Below are 25,647 nucleotides of genomic sequence, written 5' to 3'. Positions count from 1 at the left end.
AACAATATGATACAAAAAGTGCTAAATTAAACTTAAATTTTATAGGTAATTATACCTATTTTATGTCACACAAACGTAATTTTTAAAGGTTTTCTTAAAATTTGTGCAAAAAAAGTAATGCAAAATTGTCCGAAAACTTGTATAATTTGATTTGTAGATGAAAACCATCTGCCAAATAATAGAATTATTTATTTCAGGGGAGGTCATTTCTTACAATGAGAAACTCAAAATGGTCGCTGCTTCTCGTGCTTGGACTAATGCTAACATTATTTTTAGCAGCGTGTTCAGGTGGATCTGATAGTGATACAGGTTCAGAAGGCGATAGCGGCGAAAACAGCGGGGAAACAGAAGGTGACGCTTCAGGTGATGAAGCATCAGGAGCAGAGAACGATGATGAAACACTACGTATCTCTGAGCCAGCAGAAATTCCATCAATGGATTCCAGTGTAGCCCAAACGTCTACAGGAATTCAGTTCACTTCTGCTACACAAGAAGGTCTATTCCGTTTGAAAACTGGCGGAGAGATTGTAGATGGTGTAGCTAAGAAAGATGAAACTGAAGTAAGTGAAGATGGTAAGACTTATACGTTCCATTTACGCGATGATGCTAAATGGGCTAACGGTGACTCTGTAACAGCAGAAGACTTTGTATTCGCTTGGAGAAGAGCTCTTAAGCCTGAAACAAACTCTGTGTACGGACCATACTTAATGGACGGTAACATCAAGGGTGCTTCCGAAATCCTTGAGAAGATTGATAACGAAGAAGAAGTTACGGAAGAAGACTACGCTAATCTTGGTGTAGAAGCAGTTGATGAAACTACTCTTAAAGTAACTCTTGCTAAACCAGTACCATACTTTGAATCCTTTGCTGCATTCCCAACTTTCTATCCTCTTAACAAGAAGTTCGTGGAAGAGCAAGGCGATAAATATGCTTTAGAAGCTGATACTCATCTTTCCAATGGTCCTTACAAGCTAGATAGCTGGGAGCATGAAGCTAGCTGGAAACTTGTTAAGAACGATCAGTATTGGGACAAGGATGCAGTTGATGTTGAAAATATCGATGTGCGTGTAGTTAAGGAACGTGCTACTAACGTGAACCTTTATAACACAGACAAGCTGGATCGTATTCCTCTTGGCGGTGACTTCATCGACAAGTATAAAACAGACGCAAACTACAAGGAACTTACTGAAGCTGTATTGTTCTACTTGAAGTTCAACCAAAAATCTTCTGAAAAAGGAAAATTCATGCAAAATGAAAACTTCCGTAAAGCAATTGCTATGGCATTCAGTAAAGAAGATTATGTTGACGTCACAGTAGGTAACAGCAGTTATGCTGCAGACTACTTCATTCCTAAAGAATTTGTACAGCACCCAGAGAACGACAAAGACTTCCGTGAAATCAATGGTGACGAATTACTTCCTTACGATTTAGAAAAGGCGCAAGAGCACTGGGCTAAAGCGAAAGAAGATCTAGGCTTTGATACTATTGAACTTTCTTTCCTTTCTAGTGATACTGAAGCTGCAAAACTTACTAGTGAATTCTTCAAGAACCAATTGGAGAAAAACCTAGAAGGTCTTACTATTAACCTTAAGAATGTTCCATTTAAAGAGCGTGTTCGTATCGAAAACGCATCTGAATATGAGCTTTCCTTCTCCGGTTGGGGTCCTGACTACAAGGATGCTATTAGCTTCCTAGACCTTTGGGTAACTGGCGGAGCTAACAATGACATGGGTTACTCTAACGAAGAGTACGACAAACTGATCAAATCTGCTCGTGGCGACCTTGCTACTAAGCCAGTTGAGCGTTTTGAAGCAATGTTAGAAGCAGAGAAAGTTCTTCTAGATGACGCGGCAATTGCACCAGTTTACCAGCGTAAACGTTCTGTACTTTCTCAGCCGTACATCAAGAACATGGATCAGCTTAACCCATTTGGTAACGACTACAGCTACAAATATGTAGAAATCGAAAAATAAGATTCTACACGAAGCCTTTTAACACATGAAGAAGGAGAGTATGTGGGAGTTAGCAATCACATACTCTCCTTTTCCCTGTTAAGGGGTAATTTTTCAAACAATAATGAATATTGGTTCATTTCAGCAAATTCAGACATTGTTAGACATTAACTGACCAAACCTTACAATAATATGTTCCAATTTTCTAAATTATGATAACCTTAATAGTAAGAAAATTAACAACAGGAGGTGTTGTATCTTGGGTAAATATGTAGTGCAACGAATCATTTATATGATTATTACCCTATTTCTAATAGCTTCGATTACTTTCTTCTTAAGTAAATTGTTACCGGGATCTCCTTTTACAATGGAAGATAAGATGTCAGCTCAGCAATTAGAAATGATGGAAGCACGTTATGGGCTGGATGACCCGGTACCTGTGCAATATATAAGATACATTGGAAATATAGCAACTGGAGATCTAGGGATTTCCTTCCAATATGATAATCGTGAAATATCTGGATTAATTGCAAGTAAGATTGGACCTTCCATGCAATTAGGAGGACTTTCATTACTTTTAGGACTAGTAGTTGGCATGCTGCTTGGCATTGCCGCTGCAATTCGACATAATACCATCGTGGACTATGGTGCTACCTTCTTAGCTGTTCTAGGCAAATCAGTACCTAACTTCGTGTTTGCTGGTATTCTTCAGTATTATATTGCTGTTAAACTTGGCTGGCTTCCAGCAGCATTCTGGGAAGGTCCACAATACATGATATTGCCAGTTGTTGCTCTTTCTATGTTTACGATTGCAACAGCAGCACGTTTCATGAGAACGGAAATGTTAGAAGTATTAGGATCAGATTTTATTATTACAGCACGTGCAAAAGGACTTAGCAAAACGCTTGTGACCTTTAAGCACGGATTGCGTAATGCGATTATTCCGCTAATTACTGTCGTTGGACCATTAGCTGTATCATTGATGACAGGAAGCCTAGTTATTGAGAACATTTTCTCTATCCCAGGGTTAGGGGAGCAATTTGTAAAGTCTATTCAGACGAATGATTTTCCTATGATAATGGGAACTACATTATTATTCTCCTTCTTGTTCATCTTTATAGTATTAGTCGTTGATATTCTGTATGGAATCATTGATCCAAGGATCCGACTAGCAGGAGGAGAGAAATAATGGCAGACGAAAATCAAAACCGTAACTACAGCAAAGATCAGTTCGAGCCGTACGATATTACGGGCCAAAAGAGCGAAGAAATCTCCAGACCTCAACTTAGTTACTGGCAGGATGCTTGGATTCGTATTCGAAAAAATAAGGGTGCGATTCTTGGTATCATCATTCTTCTTTTCGTTGGTCTGATGTCTATCTTCGGTCCGTTCTTTAACGATTATTCTTTTAAAGAGCAACATAAAGAGCGTACGAATCTACCGCCTCGTGTACAAGGGTTAGAGGGTGTCTCCTGGCTTCCACTTAGTGGGACCCAAACGGAAGTTTTAGAGGGAGAGTCTGTTGAGGCCTTAGAGGAAAAAGCATTATATGTGTTTGAAGCAGAGCCAGAAAATATTGAATCACGTGTAATCAATGAAGCATCTGGTGATAAACTAGCAAAAGTAGAATTCAAGCATGATGTGTATGCCACCAACGGAGTGGAAGAACATTATTTCTGGTTTGGGACAGACCAGCTTGGACGAGATTTATGGACAAGAGTATGGACAGGTACACGAATTTCTCTGTATATTGCGATACTTGCAGCAGTCATTGACATGATTATTGGTGTAGCCTATGGTGGCATCTCTGCCTATTATGGCGGGCGTGTTGATAACTATATGCAGCGTGTTGTAGAAATATTAGTTGGTATCCCGAACTTAGTGGTAGTTATTCTGATGATTCTGGTGCTAGAGCCTGGAATTGCCTCTATTACACTCGCCTTAACGATAACCGGTTGGGTAGGGATGTCGCGTATTGTACGAGGGAATATCCTAAAGCTGAAAAATCAAGAATTCGTTCTTGCTTCGAGAACGTTAGGTGCCAGCGATTCTAGAATATTAATGAAACACTTAATTCCGAACGTTACTGGTTTAATCATTATTAATACAATGTTTACCATTCCACAAGCAATATTCTTCGAGGCTTTCCTAAGCTATATCGGATTAGGATTACAGCCACCGCTTGCTTCTCTTGGTACATTAATTGATGATGCATTCAAATCGTTCCAAATATATCCTTATATGCTATGGTTCCCGTCTATCGTAATCTCGTTGATTATGATTGCATTTAACATCGTAGCAGACGGACTTCGTGACGCATTAGATCCGAAAATGCGTGATTAGAAAGGTAGGTGTGTAGAATGGAAAAAATACTAGATGTAAAAGATTTACGGGTATCCTTTGATACGACAGGTGGGGAAGTGGAAGCCGTTAGAGGTGTCGATTTCCACGTAAACAAAGGAGAAACGTTAGCAATAGTGGGAGAATCAGGTTCTGGTAAATCCGTTACAACAAAAGCACTAATGGGTCTTATTCCGAAACCTGCTGGTCAGCTTAAAAGTGGCGAAATTCTGTTTGAAGACAAAGATATAGCGAAATATACGGAACGTCAAATGTCTAAAGTCCGTGGTAAAGATATTTCTATGATATTCCAGGATCCTATGACATCGCTGAACCCTACTATGAAAGTAGGTAACCAGATTATGGAGGGGCTTATTAAGCACCAAAAGATGAATCGTACCAAAGCAAAGAGTAGAGCGATTGAGCTTTTGGAAATGGTAGGTATCCCAAATGCGAAGCGTCGTATTACCCAGTACCCGCACCAATTTTCTGGGGGTATGAGACAGCGGGTGGTTATTGCGATTGCACTTGCGTGTAATCCAAAGCTCCTTATTGCGGACGAGCCGACCACTGCACTGGATGTAACAATTCAAGCGCAAATATTAGAGTTAATGAAAGATTTACAAAAGAAAACAGAAACATCTATTATATTTATTACGCATGATTTAGGTGTAGTAGCAAATGTTGCTGATCGTGTTGCAGTAATGTACGCTGGGAAAATTGTAGAGATAGGTACAGTGGATGATGTTTTCTATAATCCACAGCATCCATATACATGGGGGCTGCTAGGTTCCATGCCGACATTGGATGATGAAGAGGATCAGCTTACAGCTATCCCTGGTACACCACCAGACCTATTAAATCCACCAGTAGGAGATGCTTTTGCTGCTCGTAACAAATATGCTATGAAAATCGACACCCAAGAAGAGCCGCCAATGTTTAAAGTATCTGATACCCATTATGCAGCTACTTGGTTATTGCATGAAAATGCTCCAAAAATGGAAATTCCAGAGGCTGTAAGGAAACGGACACAAGGAGTGGCTAGTACTGGTGCATTCGGTGAAAATAGGGAAGGTGATACCAAATGAGCCAACCAAAAGAAAAGTTACTAGAAATTAAGGAATTAAAACAGCATTTTGGATCACGAGACAATGTAGTTAAAGCTGTGGACGGATTGACATTTGACATCTATAAGGGAGAAACCTTTGGGTTAGTTGGAGAATCTGGCTGTGGTAAATCAACAACAGGTCGGACTATCATCCGTCTTTATGATGCAACAGATGGTGAAGTCCTTTACGATGGTGAAAATGTGCATGGTAAGAAAAATAAGCAGGATATGAAGAAATTCAACCGTAAAATGCAAATGATTTTCCAAGATCCATATGCATCTCTTAATCCGCGTATGAAAGTAATGGATACCATTGCAGAGGGAATTGACATTCATGGTCTTGCAAAGGATTCAAGTGAGCGCCAGAAGATGGTAGAAGATTTACTTGTCACGGTTGGTTTAAATAAGGAGCATGCTAACCGGTATCCACACGAATTCAGTGGCGGGCAAAGACAGCGTATCGGAATTGCAAGGGCGCTAGCAGTAGATCCAGACTTTATCATTGCTGATGAGCCGATTTCTGCCTTAGACGTTTCTATCCAAGCACAGGTTGTTAATCTAATGAAGAAGCTTCAGCGTGATAAAGAATTGACCTATTTGTTTATTGCACACGATTTATCTATGGTCAAGTATATTAGTGACCGTATTGGTGTAATGTATTTTGGGAAGCTTGTAGAACTTGCTGATAGTGAAGAGCTATACAAAAACCCTCTACATCCATATACTCAATCCTTACTTTCAGCGATTCCATTACCAGATCCAGATTATGAGCGTAATCGTCAACGTAAAACGTATGATCCGTCGCAACATGATACTAGCGAAGAACCAGAATTTCGTGAGGTAACTCCTGGTCATTATGTATTATGCACAACGAAAGAATTGGAGCAATACAAAAAGCAAGTGAAATAGACCATAACAATCCTAGTGCACTGTTACAGTGGCTAGGATTTTTTTCAATGAGAAAGAACTAATACATTAAAGATGCTTTATGGGTAAGTTGATTGGACGTTAGGTAAATTCCTATTCATGTCTTCCAGTTGAGAATCTATCTTATTGAAACAACATGTAATAATGAGAGCTAAACTTAAGCCAGTTGATAGTACTTAATATGTTTCGCTTTGCTATAAATTTCATGCATAAGACAATCGTCTCAAAAATACAAATTAATAGGAAAAAATTTATAAAAATTTCCCATAAGCGAAAAGAAGTCTTTTATAATAGAGGTATAACATAAATAGGAGTCGATGCGTATATGGAGAAGAGACAACTTAAGAACATACTCGTGATAGGATTTCTCCTAATGAGTTTGAGTTTCCCGTTACATAATGTAGTTTCTGCTGAAGAAGGATCGCAGTCCGTTTCCTTCCATTCTGAGAATCAATTGTCGTTAGGGGAGCGACAACTTCCTGATCGAGTTGCTCGTTTTGTGTATGATTCTGGTCTGGATTTTGAGTATCCGGATGCTGTCAGAGGTATTTATGTGACTGGCCCGAGCGCAGGAGGAAGTCGCTTTGAAAAGCTGACTAAGTTTGTAAAGGACACAGAATTAAATAGTATGGTCATTGATATTAAAGAAGATGCAGGTATTTTGACTTTTCAACCACCTGAGGATTCTCCATACAAGGATATCGGGCGAAATTATATCAAGGATCCTCGAAAAATGTTGGAGAAGCTAGAGAAAGAGCAAATCTATCCAATTGCCAGAGTCGTTGTTTTTAAAGATAATGAATTAGCGAAAAAGCGTCCAGAACTTTCCTTTAAGAAAAACGGCAAGGTGTGGACTAATGGGAAGGGCGAAGCATTTGTAAATCCATTTATGAAGGAAGTCTGGGAATACAATTTAGAGATTGCGAAACAGGCAGCCGAGATGGGCTTCCAGGAAATACAATTTGATTATGTTCGTTTTCCAGAAGGTTTTGAGCGTAGAGATGAAGAGCTGACTTATAACGAAGGCAAATATAAGGAGCAGGACTCTAACAACATTCAGAAGAGGGTTACTGCAGTTACAGATTTTGTGGAATTTGCGAGAGAAGGACTGTCTGATTATGATGTAGATGTTTCGGTTGATATCTTTGGATATTCCGCAACGATTCCAGAAGCGCCAGGGATTGGGCAGAATTTCAGTAAAATATCTAGTAATGTAGATGTCATTTCGTCAATGATTTACCCGTCTCACTGGACATCTTATTTTGGTATCACTAAGCCGGACACAGAGCCTTATAAACTAGTGAAGGAATACGCCAAGGTTGAAAATGAAAGGTTAGGAGAATTGGAAGATCCTCCAACCTCAAGACCGTGGATTCAAGATTTTGAGGCACCATGGCTATACAGCGGTGCGACGAAACAATATGGTAAAGCTGAAGTAGAAGCACAAATTAAGGCATTGAATGAGCAAGGAATTAACGAATTTTTACTTTGGAATTCTGGCAATTCCTACACTGAGAATGTGGATTATACACCTTTAGATTAACTAAAAACGAATCAAAAAGCATGAAGGGGGCACGGTAAAGCAACCGTGCCCCCTTTTTTGTTGATGTTTTTTTACCAATATTTTTTTGTAGAGGCTTTTCCTACTTTTCGCCATGTAAACTGCATCTTTCTTGAAAAATCCTTATAATAAGTACGTTGCTTCCCACCTGTAATAAACGTCATAATTCCCTGTACAATACTAGCAAGGAATGCTGTAAGGATAATGATTCCACTGCCAACAAATAACATGTCCACTAGAAAAGAATGCATAAGTATCCCTCTCCTTTCTTTCCAGTCTATGTACTGCATGTTTAAATATATGCAACTTGGGAAAAGTATGGATTGTAAAAAAGCCCAACACCAAAATTTCACAAAACGTAGAATTTTCGTTATAATTAAATGGACTACACTAAAAGGAGTAGATCAATGAATTGGTATGAGAAGTTAAATGAATATTTCCCTATTGAGGAAATGAAATCCAGAGAGCACATGGAGTTGCTCTTAAAGGAAAAAAGTGATGTGTATATTAAGGATGAAAGTCCCGTACACGTTATGATGTATGCAGAGTTCGATACCTTTATCTTTATTGATTACGTGTGGGTATCTGCAAAAACACGTGGTCAGGGCCTTGGACATCAGCTTATGGAAAAGTTGAAAGAGAAAGGGAAGCCGATTATTTTAGAGGTAGAGCCTGTTGATTATGATGACACAGACACCGAAAAACGCCTCAAATTCTATCAAAAAGAAGGATTCGAGCATGCCAAATCCATTGGTTATTCCAGAAGATCACTTGCTACAAATGAATTGAACCAAATGGAAATCCTCTATTGGTCCCCAGAACACGAATCCGAAGAATCCATTTATGACAAGATGAAAGAAATGTACGTTAATATTCACGCTTATAAAGATAAAGAGTTGTATGGGAAGTCCTATCAACATGTTGATGAAGTTTTATCCATTGATGAGGATAGAGGAATAGATGACATTCTGGAAGCATTGCACGAAGAAGAAAAGGCATAATTTCAAATTTGGCAAGCAGGGAGTCTAGGAAGGAAGGTTCCCTGTTTGTATATGCTACGAAATGCACATGACAAAAAGGAAAAAATATTTTTATTGAAACCTTTCGTCTATACATTCGTATAAAAGGTAACGAAAAAAGATGTTTAACTTTCTCAATGAGTGGAATGGTACATATGTAAATGAATAATTGCATAGAATGATATTTGTTCTGCTTTCAAGCAAATTTATGTTAGCATCTACCCATTTAGGAAACTTTGTAGTATACTTAATTTAAGCGCTCTAGTTTAAAGTGATTTTAATTTAATAAGTATTTAAAAGAATTCTTGTTATAAATATGGATTGAGGAGTGAAGATTGGATGGTTACACTTTATACTTCTCCAAGTTGTACATCTTGTCGTAAGGCGAAAGCTTGGTTGGAGGAACACGACATTCCATTTGCTGAACGTAATATTTTCTCTGAACCATTATCGACTGACGAGGTTAAAGAAGTACTTCGTATGACGGAAGACGGAACGGATGAGATTATCTCTACTCGTTCTAAAGTTTTTCAAAGTATGGAAATGGAATTGGACCAGCTTCCGATGAAAGATTTGCTGAACATGATTACAGCTAATCCTGGGCTGCTTCGTCGTCCCATTATAGTAGATGATAAGCGACTGCAGGTCGGTTACAATGAAGATGAAATCCGCCGTTTCTTACCTAGAAAAGTTCGCACTTTCCAGCTTCAAGAAGCTCAACGTCTTGTAAACTAAACCATATAACATAGGGAAAGCCTTCTGCATAAGAAAAGCAGAAGGTTTTTGTTTAAAAAAGAAACTTTCCTATACCAGAAAGTTTCTTTTCTTTAATCATTATGCTGCTTGTCGTTTAGTTCGATTGAGAAAATATCCTGCTGCTAGCACTCCAACAATTGCTGCAATTGGCATGACCCATTCGAGGTATGCATAGGTATGAAAGAAGGACTCTAAGTTACCTTCACTTAATATCATTTCTGCAGCAGTGTAAGCTAGAATACCAGAGCCGATGTAGATGAGAAATGGAAATTTTTCCATTAGTGTTAGGATTAATTTACTTCCCCAAATTATAATGGGAACAGATACCAATAGACCAATAACCACCAGTAAGATGTTTCCGTGTGCTGCTCCAGCGATGGCGAGCACGTTATCAAAACCCATCACGATGTCTGCAAAAACAATGGTTTTAATAGCAGCTGCGAGGCTATCTTTGGCTTCAATCTCGGGTTCTTCCTCATTGTCCGATAGCAGCTTAACTGCGATATAAATGAGTAGTAACCCACCGATAAGTTGTAAAAAAGGAATTTTAAGTAAATAGACGGCGACGGCAGTTAATACCACTCGTATGCCAACTGCAAGGCCGGTTCCCCAGAAGATCGCTTTGTTACGCTGCTTATCAGGCAAATTACGACTAGCCAAAGCAATAACAATAGCGTTATCTCCGCCTAATACGATGTCAATTCCGATGATGACGAGTATATCCTTAATTAACTCCAGCTCCAAGGAAAAAAACCTCCTACTACCTAGTGACAAGGGTTACAAAATTCGCTAAAATAAGAAATTAACCTAAGATATTATTTTATCATTCCTGACTAAAACAATCTTAGTCGAAGGCATTACCATTGTCAAGAACTGGGTCATTCGTTTGTTTTTGACTTTTTGAGCAATTCTATTTTCAATATACCCTCAAGTATCATAAAATAGTAGTACATCACAAGAGGTTACAAACACATCCAGTGGTTATAAATACTCAATTCAGGGTATGTTGTTAGAAAGAACTCTTCTAAAGGGTTAAGTTATCCCTTCCACCAAAAAAATTATCTTGAAGGGAGCGAAGATTTATGGAAATAGAACGCATTAATGAAAATACGGTTAAATTCTATGTTACGTACATGGATATTGAAAATCGAGGGTTTGACCGAGAAGAGATATGGTACAACAGAGAAAGAAGCGAACAGCTCTTCTGGCAAATGATGGATGAAGTTAATGACGAAGCAGATTTTAATATAGACGGACCGTTATGGATACAAGTACAGGCTATGGAAAAAGGTCTGGAGATTGTCGTAACGAAGGCCCAAATTTCTAAGGATGGACACAAGTTGGAGCTTCCAACAGAAGATGGGAAAACCATTGATATGCCAGTTGATGAAAAACTGGAGTCCATGCTTGACGATGAAACGGCGAACAATAAAGAAGGCGAGGAAGACCAAACTGATGGTGCAGCTTCCTCAAGCGGTAGCTTAACCTTTGTTATCCGCTTTCAGGACTTCGAAGACGTTATTCAGTTAAGCCATTACTTCGATACTCCTGAGGGTGTTTCTGATCAACTTTACCACTTTGAAGATTCTTATTTCTTGTATATTGAGTTCACAGATGAAGAGATGCCTGATGAATATCAGGAAAACGTCCTTAGTCAGTTACTTGAGTTCGGACATGAATCTCCAGTTACGGTTTACCGTTTAGCTGAATATGGAAAGACTATCTTTAATGAGGATGCATTAGAACAAATAGCTTCCTATTTCCCAGAACAATAATAAGGATGTGTAGCGGCAACGAACTATCGGTTGTCGCTTTTTTACATAATTTATAGTGGGAATGTATCTACTACCTTTATCGTTCGTGGTATAGGGAATGGAAATAGTGAAACGGAAAGAGTCCCTTTATCGTACAATAGGTTAGACTCCCCGTTAGCAGAAAACGGTAAGAGAAGTAACGAACGAGAAAGGAACAGTACATATGTTTAAACGGATACAAATACTGGTGTTCTTAACCATAGTAGGCATCATTTTATTCCTAACGAAGGAGTATTGGCAAGGCTGGTTATTAGGAAGCGCCTCTATTCTATTTACTATTTCTGCTGTGTTTATAGGAATTGTCATTTTCTTTGAGAACCGACACCCATCCCAAACACTAACCTGGCTTGTAGTGTTAGCAGCCGTACCGATTATAGGCTTCTTTTTTTATATTATCTTTGGACAAAACTATCGAAAAAGAAGAATGTTCCAGCAGAAAGGGGAGCTGGATGAACAAGCTTTTCAAAAAATTGAGGGTGCTAGAAATCATCATCCATATGAAATGGAGCAGATGGGCGATCATCAGAAAATGTTATTTCAATTGGCACAGCGCCTGGCTCATTCGCCAATAACCTTTAATACGGATACGAAAGTACTGACAGATGGAAGAGAGAAATTTGATACGCTCCTGTCTCAGCTACGACAGGCAGCGCATCATATTCATATGGAATACTATATCGTTCGGCATGATGAAATAGGAAACGAGATAAAAGAAATATTAATGGAAAAAGCTCGCAGCGGAGTAGAGGTTAGATTTTTGTATGATGATGTAGGGAGCTGGAAACTATCTGGTCGATATAAGCGAGAGCTTCGGGAAGCAGGTGTAGAGGTAGTGCCATTTTCCCCAGTTCGCTTACCGTTTCTTAATAATAAAATAAATTTCCGCAATCATCGTAAAATCGTAGTCGTCGATGGTAACTCTGCATTAGTAGGTGGATTAAATATTGGTGATGAATATCTTGGTAGAGATGCCTATTACGGCTACTGGCGTGATACTCATCTATATGTGAAAGGAGAATCAGTAAGAAGCTTACAGCTTATCTTTTTGCAGGATTGGTATTACATGACAGGAGACGCCTATTTAACTAGTGAATATTTATCCCCTGATTTATCAGCATCTGAAAATATGGGGGGCGTCCAAATGATTGCGAGCGGTCCAGATAATGAGTGGGAGGTTATCAAGAACGTCTTTTTCTCTATGATTGTTTCTGCGAAAAAATCGATTTGGCTTGCATCCCCTTACTTTATTCCGGATGAAGATATCTTAACTGCATTGAAGGTAGCTGCCTTGAGTGGGGTGGACGTGCGAATTCTTGTTCCAAGCAAACCTGATAAACGAATTGTCTTTCATGCTTCTCGCTCTTATTTTCCAGAGTTGTTACAAGCAGGTGTTAAAATACATGCTTACCACAAAGGCTTTATGCACAGTAAGCTCATGATCGTGGATGAGGAATTGGCTTCCATTGGGACTTCCAACATGGATATGAGGAGTTTTCACTTAAACTTTGAAGTAAATGCCTTTCTATACAGGACGCAAAGTACCACTACGTTAGTAGAGGACTTTAAACGAGATTTACACCACGCTAAGGAAATAGACCTGGCCTCCTTTCGCAAGAGACCTATCTGGAAACGGATGCTGGAATCGACTGCACGGTTACTTTCCCCATTATTATAAACCCTCGATTAACAATCGGGGGTTTTGGGGAGGAATTTAGAGAAAGTTGTCGTATTTATAGTAGGAATAGATTTTAGGAGGTGCAGCATTCCATTGTTAAAAGCTCTAGACGAACAAGGGGAAGCAATTACTTTGTTCCAGCTCCCCCGTAGAAGTATCGATTTACTTCGCTCCACTTTATTCTTCTGTCCAGTTTGTGAACAGCCTTTAGTAATTAAAGCTGGATCTACGATGGTACCGCATTTTGCTCACAGAAGGGGAGCTTTCTGCACTGAATCATTAGGAGGTGAAGGACCCTATCACGAACAAGGGAAAATCCAACTCTATCAATGGCTGAAGAAACAGGGCTATAGTGTAGAGTTAGAGGTCTATCTTCCACAGCTGCAGCAAAGAACAGACCTACTTCTAACACTAAACGGTCGAAGAATAGCGATAGAATACCAATGCTGTCGTATTTCCCCGGAAATAATGTTAGCTAGAACAAAAGGGTATAAAAATGCAGGCATCACACCTCTTTGGATTCTCGGAGGGAATCGCTTAAAACCTAAAGGTGAAAATGCCATCTCTCTCTCATCATTTGAAAACCTCTTTTTCCACCAATTTCAATCTTCTGATTCACCTGCCGTATTTTTTTATTGCTCCCAGCAACAAACCTTTGCCACCTTTCAGCATCCTTACTATTATGGGAAACAGAAGGCTGTTGGAAGTTTACGTTATTTTCCTATGAAGCATTGCAGTCTACCTCAATTATTACAGTCTGTACAGCCCCCTTCTAGTCCCTTCCTTCACTCCTTTTGGCTACGTCAAAAGAAGCAGTTCCGAGGTAAACCTCATACTATCTTTAAACGAAGTCCCTCTTATTCTTTTTACCAATTTTTATATCTTAGAGGATATCATGCTAGCTTTCTTCCATCACTAGTCTATGTTCCCGTATATGGTTTATTAGACGGTAATGAGGCGCCTTATAGCTGGCAAGGGAAATGGATTGTGGAAACAGTTATACCGATGTCAATAATGGGAACGATAACAATAGAGTCCCATACGATTTCAACCTCGCCGCTACTTATGGAAGAGGGGCGGAGGAGTAATATTGCACAATACGCCCATGTATTAACCAAGCTTGGAGTACTAAGAAAAGTAAGTCATAATGTGTTTCAAAAATGTAAGGATATCTCTATACCTAAGACGATAGAAGAGGGATTAAAGGAGGATGAAATAGTACTTCAGAAACTATTTAGAGAACAATAGGAAGAAAGTTATCAAAAATGGCATTTCTTTCTGTAAATACGATATAATAAACGTATAAATAGTATGATATTTCAGAATAAACAGAAGGAGTCCTACTTTCTTCGAGAGGGGACAACTTCTGTTTAAACGGTTGACAAATAGGATGAAACAAGTGAACAAAAGGAGGAACAAGCTATGGCAAAGGAACTACCAAAGCGTGATGATATACCAGTAGAAAAGACTTGGAGACTAGAGGATATATTTGAAAATGATGAAGTGTGGAATAAAGAACTTCAAGCTATCAAGGAAAAAATACCTGAAATAACAGCATTTCAAGGAAAAATCAATGAATCTGCAGAGACGCTATACCAATTGTTGAAGCTGCAGGATGAAGTGGCCAATCGTGCTGGTAAGTTATTTACATACGCTCATATGAGATACGATCAAGACACGACTAATTCTTATTACCAAGATATGAATACGAGAGCAGAGTCGCTGCTTACTCAAGTTGGCAGTGCAATGAGCTTTATTGATCCAGAGATTTTGGCAATGGAAGAGGGAACGATTGATAAATTTTTAGCTGAGAAGGAAGAACTTAAATTATATCGGAAGGCGTTAAACGATGTAACCCGTCAACGACCGCATACGCTGAGTGAAAAAGAAGAGGAGCTGCTAGCTAAATCCTCCGAGGTTATGTCCAACCCTTCTCAAACTTTTGGCATGCTGAATAATGCTGACCTTTCGTTTCCTACTATTCAAGACGAAGAGGGGAATGATGTTGATTTAACTCATGGTCGTTACGTTCGATATTTACAATCAAAGGACAGGTCTGTAAGAAAGCAAGCTTTTGAGGCGATGTATGATACTTTTGGTCAATTTAAAAATACCTTTTCCTCCACCCTTAGCGGATCAGTGAAAAAGCACAATTTTACCGCATCCGTGCGAAATTATGATTCTGCTCGTCAAGCAGCACTTGATAGCAATAAAATTCCTGAAAAGGTGTATGACAACCTTATTGAAGCTGTACATGACCGTTTACCAGCCCTTCAGCGCTATGTGGACTTGCGTAAGGAGGTATTAGGTCTGGATGAATTGCACATGTATGATTTATATGCAGATTTGGTTCAGGATGTGGAGATGGAAATTCCATATGAAGAAGCTCAACAACTTGTCTTAAAGGGACTCGCTCCTTTAGGGGATGAATATGTAAATATTATTAAAGAAGGATATGAAAATCGCTGGATTGATGTCGAGGAAAACAAAGGGAAACGAAGTGGAGCATATTCTTCAGGGACGTATGGTACCAATCCATATATTCTGCTGAATTGGCAAAACAACTTGAACAATTTATTTACGCTAGCCCACGAGCTGGGGCATTCCCTACACAGTTACTATTCTCAGGCTAATCAAGCATTCCGTTATGGCAACTACTCAATCTTTGTGGCAGAAGTAGCATCTACATGTAATGAGGCACTATTAAATGATTATCTACTTCAAGAAACAAATGATGAGAAAAAGAAGCTCTATTTATTAAATCATTTTCTTGAAGGCTTCAGAGGCACTGTATTCCGTCAAACGATGTTTGCTGAATTTGAGCATGATATCCATAAACGTGCGCAAGAGGGCGAATCTTTAACGGCAGACAAACTCACAGAACTGTACCATGATTTAAATAAGAAATATTTCGGCAGCAATATCGTGGTAGATGATGAAATAGGGTTAGAATGGGCGCGCATCCCGCATTTTTATTACAACTATTACGTTTATCAGTATGCAACTGGCTACGCTGCAGCAACAGCTTTAGCAGCGCAAATTCAAAAGGAAGGGGACAGCGCTGTGGAACGCTATAAAGATTTCTTGAAGGCTGGAAGCAGTGATTACCCTATCGAAGTATTGAAGCATGCTGGTGTTGATATGAACTCTAAGCAAGTGATTGAAGAAGCGTTGGATGTATTTGAAGAGAAATTAGCAGAATTTGAAAAGCTAATTAAAGCATAAGAAAAGAGGCTATCTCCACTCGGAGATAGCCTTTATATATTATCGAATCCCTTTAAAGGATCGGCGGTGGGTAAGGGTGAATATAGTAAAGTATAGGGATACAAATAAAAGCGGCATGGTAAAGAACATAGGTATGAGGCGCATGAGTCCAAATAGATTTAACACAAGCGCAATAAGTGTGACAATCAACCAGAATATAGGCATCAACCTCATATAATCCCAATCCTCCCTGTGCTTTACTATTAGTATATGACGAGCCCGTGGATATATTGCATGGTATTCAAGAAAGGTCAGTGATATAGCATTTATGAATCAGGATTATATGGATAACCTAGAATCAACATTGGTCATTAACAAGAAGGCTTATATATAGGGTGGTGAAATAAGGAAAAGCTATGAATATTTTGTGACGTTATTCACAACCAATTGAAATGATAATTCTTCGACTGGTATAGTAGGGTTGTGAGATAATCACCAAACAAGTAAACTCTCTTTGTTTGAAAGGTGACGTTCTCCATCCCCCTTTGTCTAATAATGGTATAGACAATAATAAAAAACCAGGCTCTTTTGGGCCTGGTTTATTTTTGATTTATTTGCACGACAGAAAAGGACAGCTTTCAAAGTGACCAATTCTTTGGAAGCTGTCCTTACCTTCATATTATGATCGCTGGTATCGCCAGAACATATCATATTTAGCTGGATGCTGTTCTACCTTTTGCTTCAGCATGAGCTTTTTCATTTCGCAATTCGTTTTTTGCTCAGACCAATCATATACTTCAGAGATTTCTCTTGTTCCAACAAGTCCATAATGCTCGAGAAAGGATTCAAGCTCTGGTTTGGCTGCTGGTCTTGGTTTTCTCTGCAGCATCTCCTGGAGGACTTGCACGTAAATCTCATATGGGTAGAGACCAGTGATTTTAATTCCTTCATCCTCTTCTTCCTGGTTGAACAACACGATGGCAGGAATTTGCTCTACGTCCATTTCGCGAGTTAATTTCAAGTCGCATTGCAATGCGCGTTTGGCAGAATCGGAATGAATGTCATTATGAAATTCTTCCACATCTAAACTCACTTGTTTAGCACAGGATATGAGTATTTCTTCGTTTGAAATGTTTTCTTTGTTCAGAAATAATTGTTCTTGTACTTTTCTTAAAAATCTCATCCCAGCTTTACGACCTTGTAATTCAGCTGCTTTTATTGCTAGAGCAGTGATCCATGGAGAATTAATCGGATTCTCCAGCCATAAATCCCCATCACAACTCATGCCTGTTCTAGAAGCCACTTTCTCCCAGCCCTTTGCCAAATCTTCTGGCTTTTGCAGGGATTGGGTATGAAGCGATGTAAGTTTACCGCTAATAATCGGACGGATTGTAAAGAATCTTCCGTATTCAACTGTCAGCTTCTTTATAAAGGGCTCTAGTGACCAGCATTCTGGGCAAAGAGGATCTATAAATACATAGATCTCAATTGGCTTTTTTAACAGGTCGGAAAAACCATGCTGGGATGTTGTCGTCTGCTTCATGTTGGATGATTCCCCAGTCATATTCCAGCTCAAGTGGATTCTCCTTTCCTGTCTTCAGGTGTATTCATCATATGATGTGCTGTATGAGTTAAACGTTCCAAAATGGCGCTGTAATAAGGCTCTTCTATATTTACTTCACGAAGAGCCTCTTGCATGCAAGCCAGCCAGGCGTCTTTACGGGAAGGAGTTATTTCGAATGGTAAATGCCTTGCTCGTAACATAGGGTGTCCATGTTCTTCCGTATAATACGGGGGACCTCCTAAGAATTGAGATAAGAACTGTTCTTGTTTGCGCGCTGTTTCTGTTAAATCGTCTGGAAAGATCGGTATTAAATCGGGATGCTGTCCTACCCGCTTATAAAATGCTTGGACCAATTGGTGAACAGTTTCTCTGCCACCAATGGCATCATACACTGTTGCTCTGTTTTCATTCATGCATAACACTCTCTCGTTCGTTTCTCAACCGCATTGAACCAATTAAAGGCAACTTGGTGGGTCGAAAGCGCCAATCAATAAAGAAGACGTCTTTCATTTACTGTTATAGCACTGTATAGGTTTGTGGTGCAAGCTGTTTGCATCAGTCTTTCCACTTACCAAAGGATTATTACTATTACCAAGTTTCCTATATTGTAGCAACCTCTTTGTCTTAAACTCAACAAATCTGTTTAGGAGAAAGATTGGAAGAAGCGTTTAATTTTATTGGGTGTTTCTCTCTCTATGATATGAAAGTCCTGTAACAGCTGTTGAAACACCTGTTCACCGTGCTGCTTTTCTTTTGCTTCCAGCTCTAGTTCATAGTCTGTTTCATTATTATAATGGCTGCGGTCCAATACGATAAGCGTATCCTCATATTCTGTTTCCATCCGTTCGGTTACAAGTGCGCCTTTGAAGCGTAGTTCAGAATACATTATGCCAATGTTGGCTAATCGCTGCTCAATGTTTGGGGCACCAGCTATTTCATCGTTCATCCATTCATGAGCCTGTTCTTCTGTTAATATATCGTGTGTTTCTAATAGTCCATCCGTGTGGGGCTCCTTTAGTGTAGCTGTCCATGTATCCTCTTTTTTTCTTATACGAAGGGCACTGCCTTCTTCTCTTAAATCAAACTCGTCCGTCTCGAAATAATAATTAGTTTGTGTAAATCTATCTTCTGTTTGAAAGGGGAGGTCTTTTGTTAGTTGTTCATATTCCAGTTCTGTTAACAAATTTTTAAATTCGATTTCGATTTCCTGTGACATGTTTTGTCCTCCATTCGGTACGGTATCAGCTTATTCCTATTATTAGGGACAAAGGAAGAGATTGCAAACGTTGGTCATTATACCCGTTAGCAGCGGCTATAGAATCGCAATGCTTTACATATTTATGGTACAATATTATACGCAGGTAGACATGTTGTAAGTCTAAAGGTTTAGGCTCTGGTGTCACAATAAAAGGTGGTGCTTAGTTTTGATGAATTGGGAAATGTTTATGGCGCCTTATAATCAAGCTGTTGATGAATTAAAAGTCAAATTAAAGGGAATTCGAGCTCAGTATGAATATGGTTCGATGCATTCTCCTATTGAATTTGTTACAGGCAGGGTAAAGCCCATTAAAAGTATTCTGGCAAAAGCAAGGAAACGGAATGTACCGTACCATGCATTAGAAGAAGAGATTCAGGATATTGCAGGCTTGCGTGTCGTATGTCCGTTTGTAGATGATATCTACACGGTTGTCGGAATGATAAGGCAGCGTGAAGATTTTAATATACTGGAAGAGAAAGATTATATTACTAAGAAGAAAGAAAGCGGTTACCGCTCTTATCATGTCATCATTGAATACCCTGTGGAAACAATCCAGGGAGTTAAAAAATTATTAGCAGAAATTCAAATTAGGACGTTGGCGATGAATTTCTGGGCCACTAACGAACATTCCCTAAATTATAAATATAGCGGGCAAATCCCGATGGAAGTAAAAGCTCGGTTAAAGAAAGCAGCAGAAGCAGCATTTCAGCTTGACGAGGAAATGTCAAAGATTCGTAATGAAATACAAGAAGCACAGGCAATTTTTCGAAACAGGAATGATAGTGAAGCAACAAAGGACGATAACTAGAGTGAATGCAGAGGAGGTCTACATATTATGAAATTTGCCCTAACCTCAAAAGGGGACACTGTATCAGATGAAATTTTGGCAAAGATGAAAAATTACCTGACTGAATTTAATTTGATTCTGGACGATGAGGAACCAGATTTGGTCATTTCCATTGGGGGAGATGGTACATTATTGGAGGCATTCCATACATATATACACCGTCTCGATAAAACTGCCTTTATTGGCGTTCACACTGGGCACCTCGGATTTTATGCTGACTGGATGCCAAAGGAATTGGAGAAATTAATCATTGAAGTCGCTCGTACACCATTCCAAGTTGTAGAATATCCACTTTTGGAAATTACCATTCGCCCGAAAGGTGATGGACCAGAGGATCGGTACCTAGCCTTGAATGAGTGTTCTGTGAAAACGGCGGAAGGCTCTGTTGTATTGGATGTAGAAATTAAGGGAGAGCATTTCGAGACCTTTAGGGGAGATGGGTTATGTATCTCTACTCCTTCTGGAAGTACTGCATACAATAAAGCTCTAGGCGGTGCGATTATCCATCCATCTCTAGAAGCGATTCAAATAGCAGAAATGGCTTCTATCAATAATCGTGTTTTCCGGACAATTGGCTCCCCCCTTATTCTGCCAAAGCATCATACGTGTATGCTTAAGCCGAAAAATGAGAAAAGCTTCTTGATTACATTGGACCATATAACTCGCCGTTACTCTGATGTTAAATCCATTCAGTGTCGAGTGGCGAAGGAAAAAGTACGATTTGCACGCTTTCGTCCATTCCCGTTCTGGAAACGAGTACATGATTCCTTCGTAGCGGATGACCAGTAGAAAGAGGTGCAATGGTAAGTGAAATGGAAGATAGAGAAGCAACATGAAGGCATGCTCGTACGCGACTATTTACGTTACGTACGAGCATTTTCACGCACTATTCTAGTCGCAGTGAAAACGGAGGGGGGAATCTTTCTAAATGGAGAACCCATTCGAGTACGTGCTATGCTTTCAGAAGGCGATGAGTTGCACATTGTTTTTCCAAAGGAGGAGCGAGGTGTCCATTTAGAGCCCTCCTATAAGCCGATAGAGATTTTGTATGAGGATGAAGCTGTATTAGTGATTAATAAACCTCCTTATTTAGCTACCATTCCCTCTGTCCACCACCTTGAAGATACATTGGCCAACCGCATTATCGCCTATTATGAGGAAAAGGGAATTCCTTACACAACACATATTGTCACGAGGCTCGATGCAAATAGTTCTGGCATCGTCTTAGTCGCAAAGCACCGGCTCGCCCATTCCATCTTATCTACCCAGCAGGAGGCGAAGGAAGTGCAGAGGACTTATGTCGCACTTGTGGAAGGGAAGCTCAATCAAAAAAAGGGAAGCATAATAGCTCCTATCGGAAGAAAAGATACCTCCATTATTGAGCGTATAGTTCGGGAGGACGGTCAGCGAGCTGTCACGCATTATGAAGTAATGGAGGAGCAGCCAGAATACACTTTGGTACAGTTAAAGCTGGAAACTGGCCGCACACATCAAATTCGTGTACATTTATCTTCCATTGGCCATCCTCTTCTTGGAGACGATTTGTATGGTGGAAATCACAAAGTAATAGAACGCCAAGCACTTCATTGTAGCTCCATTACGTTTTCTCATCCTTTTACTAGAGAAAACATGGAGGTGCAAGTGGAGATAGCAGAGGATATGAGGAAGTACACAAAGGGTCTCTTTTCATAGAAAAGAGACCCTTACGTATTATAGATCGTAATAAGGAGGAGCGGTTAGGGGAATTTCCATATTCATAGAGAAGTAATTCAGCGTTTACTGGAAAGCTTGCTCCTGTTGCTTTAATCCTCAAACGTTCGAAATTTCTCTGGTACTTTCTCCTGATAGGACGGAACGGAAACAATGTCTTCTTCCGGAAGACGGAAGGAGGAGAGTGCCCCGCCAAAAATACAACCTGTATCAATGTTCACTGTCTTGTTTTTGAAGCGGGGTTTTTCAACAGGAGTGTGGCCATATATAATCCAGCGCCTGCCTGCGTAGTGAGCGGCCCAGTCTCGTCGAACGGGCATGCCGTTTGCATGAACTTCTCCAGTGACATCCCCATAGAGAACGAAGGTACGAGCTTCTTTGTTATGTTTTCCTATTAGATCTTCTCGAATACCAGCATGCGCGATGACTGCGTTTACTTTTGGCAGCTCAAGATATAGAGGGGATTGTTCATATAACTCCATGAATTTCCCTCGCACCTTTTCCTGCTCCTGAGCTGTTAATGCTTCGTATTCTGCTACAGTAGTTTCGAGCCCGTGAGTCTGCTGGACGTTGTTACCTTTAAAAAAGCGATAAAGCTTGTTGCAGTGATTGCCAGGCACATAATAGCCTTTTTGCTGAACCATAACTAGCTCATGAACGAGGTGAATGACTTCTAGTGAGTTAGGACCTCGGTCTGTTAAATCTCCTACAAAGGCTGGGAGTCTTCCATCTGGATGGATAGGTATCTCCTTCCTCCATTCATACCCAAGCTTTTGGAAGAGCTCCTTCAGCTCCTTCATACAACCATGCACATCTCCAATACAATCTATTTTCATTTTATTTCCTCCTTTTTGCAGCAATTATTTTCTTGGGAAAGGGTATATGTACATCTGACCGATTAAATAAAAAGGGTGGATGCTAATGATTAGCTTATCCACCCGGTGTCTTAATCAAACATATAGGTCCTTGTACGAGAGCGTACGTTTAAAATAATCCCTACTGCCAGCATATAGGTGATGAGGGAGCTTCCTCCATAGCTGAGGAAGGGGAGGGGAAGCCCGGTGATTGGCAGCAGCTTAATGCTCATGCCAATGTTTTGGAATACTTGAAAGGTAAATAAACCGATAATTCCTACACACAAATAGCTGCCAAATTGATCATTGCTTTCTAGTGCTGTGTGAATCATCCGATATATTAATAGGAAGAATAACGTCACCACGACACTTGCTCCAAGGAACCCAAATTGTTCAGCGATAGCAGTGAAAATCATGTCTGTGTGTCTCTCAGGAATATAGACTTCCATATCCATATAGCCCTTACCAAGCAATTGACCGGAGCCGATAGACATCATGGCTCTCGTCAGCTGATAGCCATAATCCTCATATTTTTCCGGCTGCAGCCAACCATAAAAGCGTTCTGATACGTGTCCAAAGGAGGATTCAGTTAAGAATTGCTCCATAGCTGTTGGAAACACGAGGTATATAGCGACGAAGGTAACCGCAGCGACGACGATGGCACCTACAATAGAAAGCAGAATACGCCAGCGAATACCAGACACGAGAATTAATGCACCGGTAATGGCGGCTAGCACTAGAAAGGTCCCAAGGTCAGGCTGCATGGCGATAAGAGCCATGGGAGGTAATGCGACACCAACTATTTTGGTTAATAGCCACACGTCATCTTTGATGGTCTTGGATGTTGGTCTTTTTTCAAAATGTCGTACGATAATGTGCGATTGAATGATAACAAGGAATACTTTCATGAACTCCCCTGGCTGGACGGTTCCGAATGGGAACTTAAACCAGCTGACCGCACCATTATTCCCATGAACTAGGTTTGGAGGAATATTGAGTTCCAGCATTAATAACGTCAGCACTCCAAATCCGTATATCCACCATGCAAATTGACGGAAGCGGTCATAATCAATGAGCATCACAACTGCTACCACTATGGATCCGAGAATGTACCACATAATTTGTTTTTCAAAAAAGTTTGAGCCGTCATACTTAGAAGGTAAAGAGGGCTCAATTGTATATAGAGCAAATAAACTTGCACTAGCCATAAGTAATATGATGAATATTAACGTTACGTCTATGTTGAAACCTTGATTTTTTTCGTTCATAGAGGATTCCTTTCTCGTATGTGTTAAGCAAGATGACTACAGTTGTTAGTAGTTCAGTTAGGTTAAGTATATACCTCTTTATTATCAATGCGTAGCAAAAAGAAAGTACAATGAAAAGTGTACACTATTCGAAGGGTTTTTTTAAGAATTTTCATGCCCATCTTTAAAATAAATGTTCTTTTTTATCGGGTGCTACTACCGATCAGAATATGCAGGAGAAGACATGTTTATTTAACATAATAAAGTTAATGATAAATGCCTCTAGTACCCACGAAGATTCGTTGACAAAACAGGATGTGACCATTACGATTAAACGGTCAAAAGACAAAATAGGTTGGACTCGTTTGTACACAGACGATAAAATAGAGTGTTAGCTTCGATTGGCGATAAGGAGGGATTTCCATGGAATACCTTGAAGAACATGAAAGAAGAGAGCTTTGGGGAAAGATACAGGACGCATTGTTTCAGGATAAGATTGATCAATTCCGGGCTGAATTTCTAGAAATGCACCCGTATGATCAAGCAAAAATATTCGAAGAACAAAGCACGGATGTGCGAATGCAAATCTATACGTACTTATCGCCCGAAGAAATAGCAGAAGTCATGGAGCATATTGATATTGAGGAAGTGGAGCATTATTTCACAGAAATGGACCCCCGCTTTGCCGCCCAAGTGCTAGCGGAAATTTCCACAGATGACGCTGCTGACATACTGAATGAGTTAGACAAGAATCAGGTTGCAAGCTATTTAACCATCATGGATGATGAAGCAGCCTCTGATATAAAAGAACTTCTATATTATGAAGAAAAAACAGCTGGAAGTATAATGACTACAGAATTTATTGTCATTCATGCTAACCAGACGGTGCGCGAGGCGATGCTGCATATAAAAAGGGAAGCTCCGGACGCTGAAACCATTTATTATTTGTTCGTAATAGATGAGGATAAGCATTTAGTTGGTGTTATCTCCCTCAGAGACATTATCATTGCAGAGGAAGATTGGCTGATAGCAGAAGTAATGAGTGACCGGGTTGTCTCTGTACAGGTTGGGGAAGATCAGGAAGAAGTCGCTCGTATGATGCGTGACTATGATTTTCTTGCCCTTCCCGTTGTAGACTTTCAAAATCATCTGCTCGGAATTATTACGGTCGATGACATTATGGACGTTATGGAAGAAGAAGCAAGCGATGACTATTCTAAGCTAGCCGGTGTCTCCGACATGGACCGTCCTGATGAGAACGCATTCGCCGCCGCAAGAAAAAGATTACCTTGGCTAGTGATCCTTCTCTTTCTTGGTATGGTGACGGCTACGCTAATGGGGCGCTTTGAAGCGACACTTAATCAGGTAGCTATTTTAGCCGTATTTATTCCACTAATTGCAGGAATGGCTGGAAATACAGGAACTCAAGCACTAGCTGTAGCCGTACGTGGATTAGCGACAGGGGAGCATGAGAAGGAGAACATGGCAAAGCTTGTATTACGTGAAGCTGGAACTGGTCTTATTACTGGAGCCACCTGTGGCTTGCTCATAACCGGCATAGTCTTTCTATGGCAGGGCAACATTTTCTTAGGTATTTTAGTCGGCATATCTATTATGTCCACCCTTATTGTAGCGACCATTGCTGGTGCTCTGGTACCTCTTATTATGCATAGATTGAACGTTGATCCAGCTGTTGCATCAGGACCATTTATTACTACCATTAACGATATCATTTCGATTTTAATCTATTTAGGTATGGCTACGACCTTCCTAAGCTTACATTTATTGAATTCATAGTTTTACAAAGGAGG

General features: G+C 39.9%; 24 protein-coding genes. 16 read left to right on the top strand and 8 right to left on the bottom strand.

The features are described from left to right. Positions 1 to 215 precede the first annotated feature (215 nt). The 6 genes from ACFFGV_RS14390 (at position 216) to ACFFGV_RS14365 (ending at position 7,870) form a co-directional block, all read left to right on the top strand. On the top strand, positions 216 to 1,973 hold the full coding sequence (locus ACFFGV_RS14390) for a peptide ABC transporter substrate-binding protein (RefSeq protein ID WP_377349125.1): 1,758 nt from the start codon (positions 216 to 218) through the stop codon (positions 1,971 to 1,973). Positions 1,974 to 2,211: 238 nt separating this feature from the next. Then, entirely contained in the window at positions 2,212 to 3,141 is a 930-nt protein-coding gene (gene opp3b / locus ACFFGV_RS14385; protein ID WP_377349122.1) for an oligopeptide ABC transporter permease, read from the top strand. After that, on the top strand, positions 3,141 to 4,295 hold the full coding sequence (gene opp3C / locus ACFFGV_RS14380; RefSeq protein ID WP_377349119.1) for an oligopeptide ABC transporter permease: 1,155 nt from the start codon (positions 3,141 to 3,143) through the stop codon (positions 4,293 to 4,295). The genes opp3b and opp3C overlap by 1 nt, the downstream gene beginning before the upstream one ends. A gap of 17 nt (positions 4,296 to 4,312) precedes the next feature. Continuing rightward, positions 4,313 to 5,380, top strand: coding sequence for an ABC transporter ATP-binding protein (locus ACFFGV_RS14375; protein ID WP_377349117.1), 1,068 nt, complete (start codon positions 4,313 to 4,315; stop codon positions 5,378 to 5,380). Then, complete coding sequence (locus ACFFGV_RS14370) at positions 5,377 to 6,309, top strand: oligopeptide ABC transporter ATP-binding protein OppF (RefSeq protein WP_377349115.1); 933 nt, start codon at positions 5,377 to 5,379, stop codon at positions 6,307 to 6,309. Before ACFFGV_RS14375 ends, ACFFGV_RS14370 begins: the two co-directional genes overlap by 4 nt. Before the next feature lie 391 nt (positions 6,310 to 6,700). After that, on the top strand, positions 6,701 to 7,870 hold the full coding sequence (locus ACFFGV_RS14365) for a putative glycoside hydrolase (RefSeq protein ID WP_377349113.1): 1,170 nt from the start codon (positions 6,701 to 6,703) through the stop codon (positions 7,868 to 7,870). A 71-nt stretch (positions 7,871 to 7,941) separates the two neighbouring features. Here the strand turns inward: ACFFGV_RS14365 and ACFFGV_RS14360 are convergent, their stop codons facing one another. Next, positions 7,942 to 8,139, bottom strand: a complete 198-nt coding sequence (locus tag ACFFGV_RS14360) for a hypothetical protein (RefSeq protein ID WP_377349111.1) — start codon at positions 8,137 to 8,139, stop codon at positions 7,942 to 7,944. A 156-nt stretch (positions 8,140 to 8,295) separates the two neighbouring features. Between ACFFGV_RS14360 and ACFFGV_RS14355 the strand changes: the two genes are divergently transcribed. Continuing rightward, positions 8,296 to 8,889, top strand: a complete 594-nt coding sequence (locus ACFFGV_RS14355; protein WP_377349109.1) for a GNAT family N-acetyltransferase — start codon at positions 8,296 to 8,298, stop codon at positions 8,887 to 8,889. A gap of 357 nt (positions 8,890 to 9,246) precedes the next feature. Then, entirely contained in the window at positions 9,247 to 9,642 is a 396-nt protein-coding gene (gene spxA, locus ACFFGV_RS14350) for a transcriptional regulator SpxA (protein WP_377349107.1), read from the top strand. 99 nt (positions 9,643 to 9,741) lie between these two features. On the opposite strand, the gene ACFFGV_RS14345 is transcribed toward spxA, so the two are convergent. After that, positions 9,742 to 10,407: a TerC family protein gene (locus ACFFGV_RS14345; RefSeq protein WP_377349104.1), complete on the bottom strand. Its 666-nt coding sequence runs from the start codon at positions 10,405 to 10,407 to the stop codon at positions 9,742 to 9,744. Positions 10,408 to 10,745: 338 nt separating this feature from the next. On the opposite strand from ACFFGV_RS14345, the gene mecA reads away from it, so the two are divergent. The 4 genes from mecA (at position 10,746) to pepF (ending at position 16,377) form a co-directional block, all read left to right on the top strand. Beyond that, complete coding sequence (gene mecA, locus ACFFGV_RS14340; protein ID WP_377349102.1) at positions 10,746 to 11,438, top strand: adaptor protein MecA; 693 nt, start codon at positions 10,746 to 10,748, stop codon at positions 11,436 to 11,438. Between the two features lie 202 nt (positions 11,439 to 11,640). Then, entirely contained in the window at positions 11,641 to 13,152 is a 1,512-nt protein-coding gene (cls, locus tag ACFFGV_RS14335; RefSeq protein ID WP_377349100.1) for a cardiolipin synthase, read from the top strand. Between the two features lie 93 nt (positions 13,153 to 13,245). Further along, the gene (locus ACFFGV_RS14330; protein WP_377349096.1) at positions 13,246 to 14,400 is read left to right on the top strand and encodes a competence protein CoiA; all 1,155 of its coding nucleotides are present in this window, start codon (positions 13,246 to 13,248) and stop codon (positions 14,398 to 14,400) included. Positions 14,401 to 14,574: 174 nt separating this feature from the next. Then, complete coding sequence (pepF, locus tag ACFFGV_RS14325) at positions 14,575 to 16,377, top strand: oligoendopeptidase F (RefSeq protein WP_377349093.1); 1,803 nt, start codon at positions 14,575 to 14,577, stop codon at positions 16,375 to 16,377. 39 nt (positions 16,378 to 16,416) lie between these two features. On the opposite strand, the gene ACFFGV_RS14320 is transcribed toward pepF, so the two are convergent. From ACFFGV_RS14320 to ACFFGV_RS14305, 4 genes are all read right to left on the bottom strand, one after another. Next, positions 16,417 to 16,590, bottom strand: coding sequence for a hypothetical protein (locus ACFFGV_RS14320; protein ID WP_377349091.1), 174 nt, complete (start codon positions 16,588 to 16,590; stop codon positions 16,417 to 16,419). Between the two features lie 445 nt (positions 16,591 to 17,035). Further along, positions 17,036 to 17,932, bottom strand: a complete 897-nt coding sequence (locus ACFFGV_RS14315) for a ClpXP adapter SpxH family protein (RefSeq protein WP_377349089.1) — start codon at positions 17,930 to 17,932, stop codon at positions 17,036 to 17,038. After that, entirely contained in the window at positions 17,929 to 18,333 is a 405-nt protein-coding gene (locus ACFFGV_RS14310; protein ID WP_377349086.1) for a globin domain-containing protein, read from the bottom strand. The genes ACFFGV_RS14315 and ACFFGV_RS14310 overlap by 4 nt, the downstream gene beginning before the upstream one ends. 230 nt (positions 18,334 to 18,563) lie before the next feature. Then, the gene (locus ACFFGV_RS14305) at positions 18,564 to 19,136 is read right to left on the bottom strand and encodes a CYTH domain-containing protein (RefSeq protein ID WP_377349084.1); all 573 of its coding nucleotides are present in this window, start codon (positions 19,134 to 19,136) and stop codon (positions 18,564 to 18,566) included. Between the two features lie 211 nt (positions 19,137 to 19,347). On the opposite strand from ACFFGV_RS14305, the gene yjbM reads away from it, so the two are divergent. From yjbM to ACFFGV_RS14290, 3 genes are read left to right on the top strand one after another with little or no spacing between them, the layout of a single operon-like run. After that, positions 19,348 to 19,986: a GTP diphosphokinase gene (yjbM, locus tag ACFFGV_RS14300; RefSeq protein WP_377349327.1), complete on the top strand. Its 639-nt coding sequence runs from the start codon at positions 19,348 to 19,350 to the stop codon at positions 19,984 to 19,986. Positions 19,987 to 20,013: 27 nt separating this feature from the next. Further along, positions 20,014 to 20,814: an NAD kinase gene (locus ACFFGV_RS14295; RefSeq protein WP_377349081.1), complete on the top strand. Its 801-nt coding sequence runs from the start codon at positions 20,014 to 20,016 to the stop codon at positions 20,812 to 20,814. A gap of 18 nt (positions 20,815 to 20,832) precedes the next feature. Next, positions 20,833 to 21,717 carry an RluA family pseudouridine synthase gene (locus ACFFGV_RS14290; RefSeq protein ID WP_377349079.1) on the top strand — a complete coding sequence of 295 codons (885 nt, stop codon included), beginning with the start codon at positions 20,833 to 20,835 and terminating at the stop codon, positions 21,715 to 21,717. A gap of 110 nt (positions 21,718 to 21,827) precedes the next feature. On the opposite strand, the gene prpE is transcribed toward ACFFGV_RS14290, so the two are convergent. Continuing rightward, positions 21,828 to 22,571, bottom strand: coding sequence for a bis(5'-nucleosyl)-tetraphosphatase PrpE (gene prpE, locus ACFFGV_RS14285; protein WP_377349077.1), 744 nt, complete (start codon positions 22,569 to 22,571; stop codon positions 21,828 to 21,830). Positions 22,572 to 22,681: 110 nt separating this feature from the next. Beyond that, the gene (locus ACFFGV_RS14280) at positions 22,682 to 23,857 is read right to left on the bottom strand and encodes an FtsW/RodA/SpoVE family cell cycle protein (protein WP_377349075.1); all 1,176 of its coding nucleotides are present in this window, start codon (positions 23,855 to 23,857) and stop codon (positions 22,682 to 22,684) included. A gap of 402 nt (positions 23,858 to 24,259) precedes the next feature. Here ACFFGV_RS14280 and mgtE point away from each other — a divergent pair, with 402 nt between their 5' ends. Further along, on the top strand, positions 24,260 to 25,633 hold the full coding sequence (gene mgtE / locus ACFFGV_RS14275) for a magnesium transporter (protein WP_377349072.1): 1,374 nt from the start codon (positions 24,260 to 24,262) through the stop codon (positions 25,631 to 25,633). The last annotated feature ends 14 nt before the right edge of the window (positions 25,634 to 25,647 follow it).

The sequence above is a fragment of the Pontibacillus salicampi genome (assembly GCF_042434395.1).
Classification (GTDB): domain Bacteria; phylum Bacillota; class Bacilli; order Bacillales; family BH030062; genus Pontibacillus; species Pontibacillus salicampi.
The sequence above is the reverse complement of the archived record's forward strand: the minus strand, read 5'-3'. Positions and strand labels throughout refer to the sequence as shown.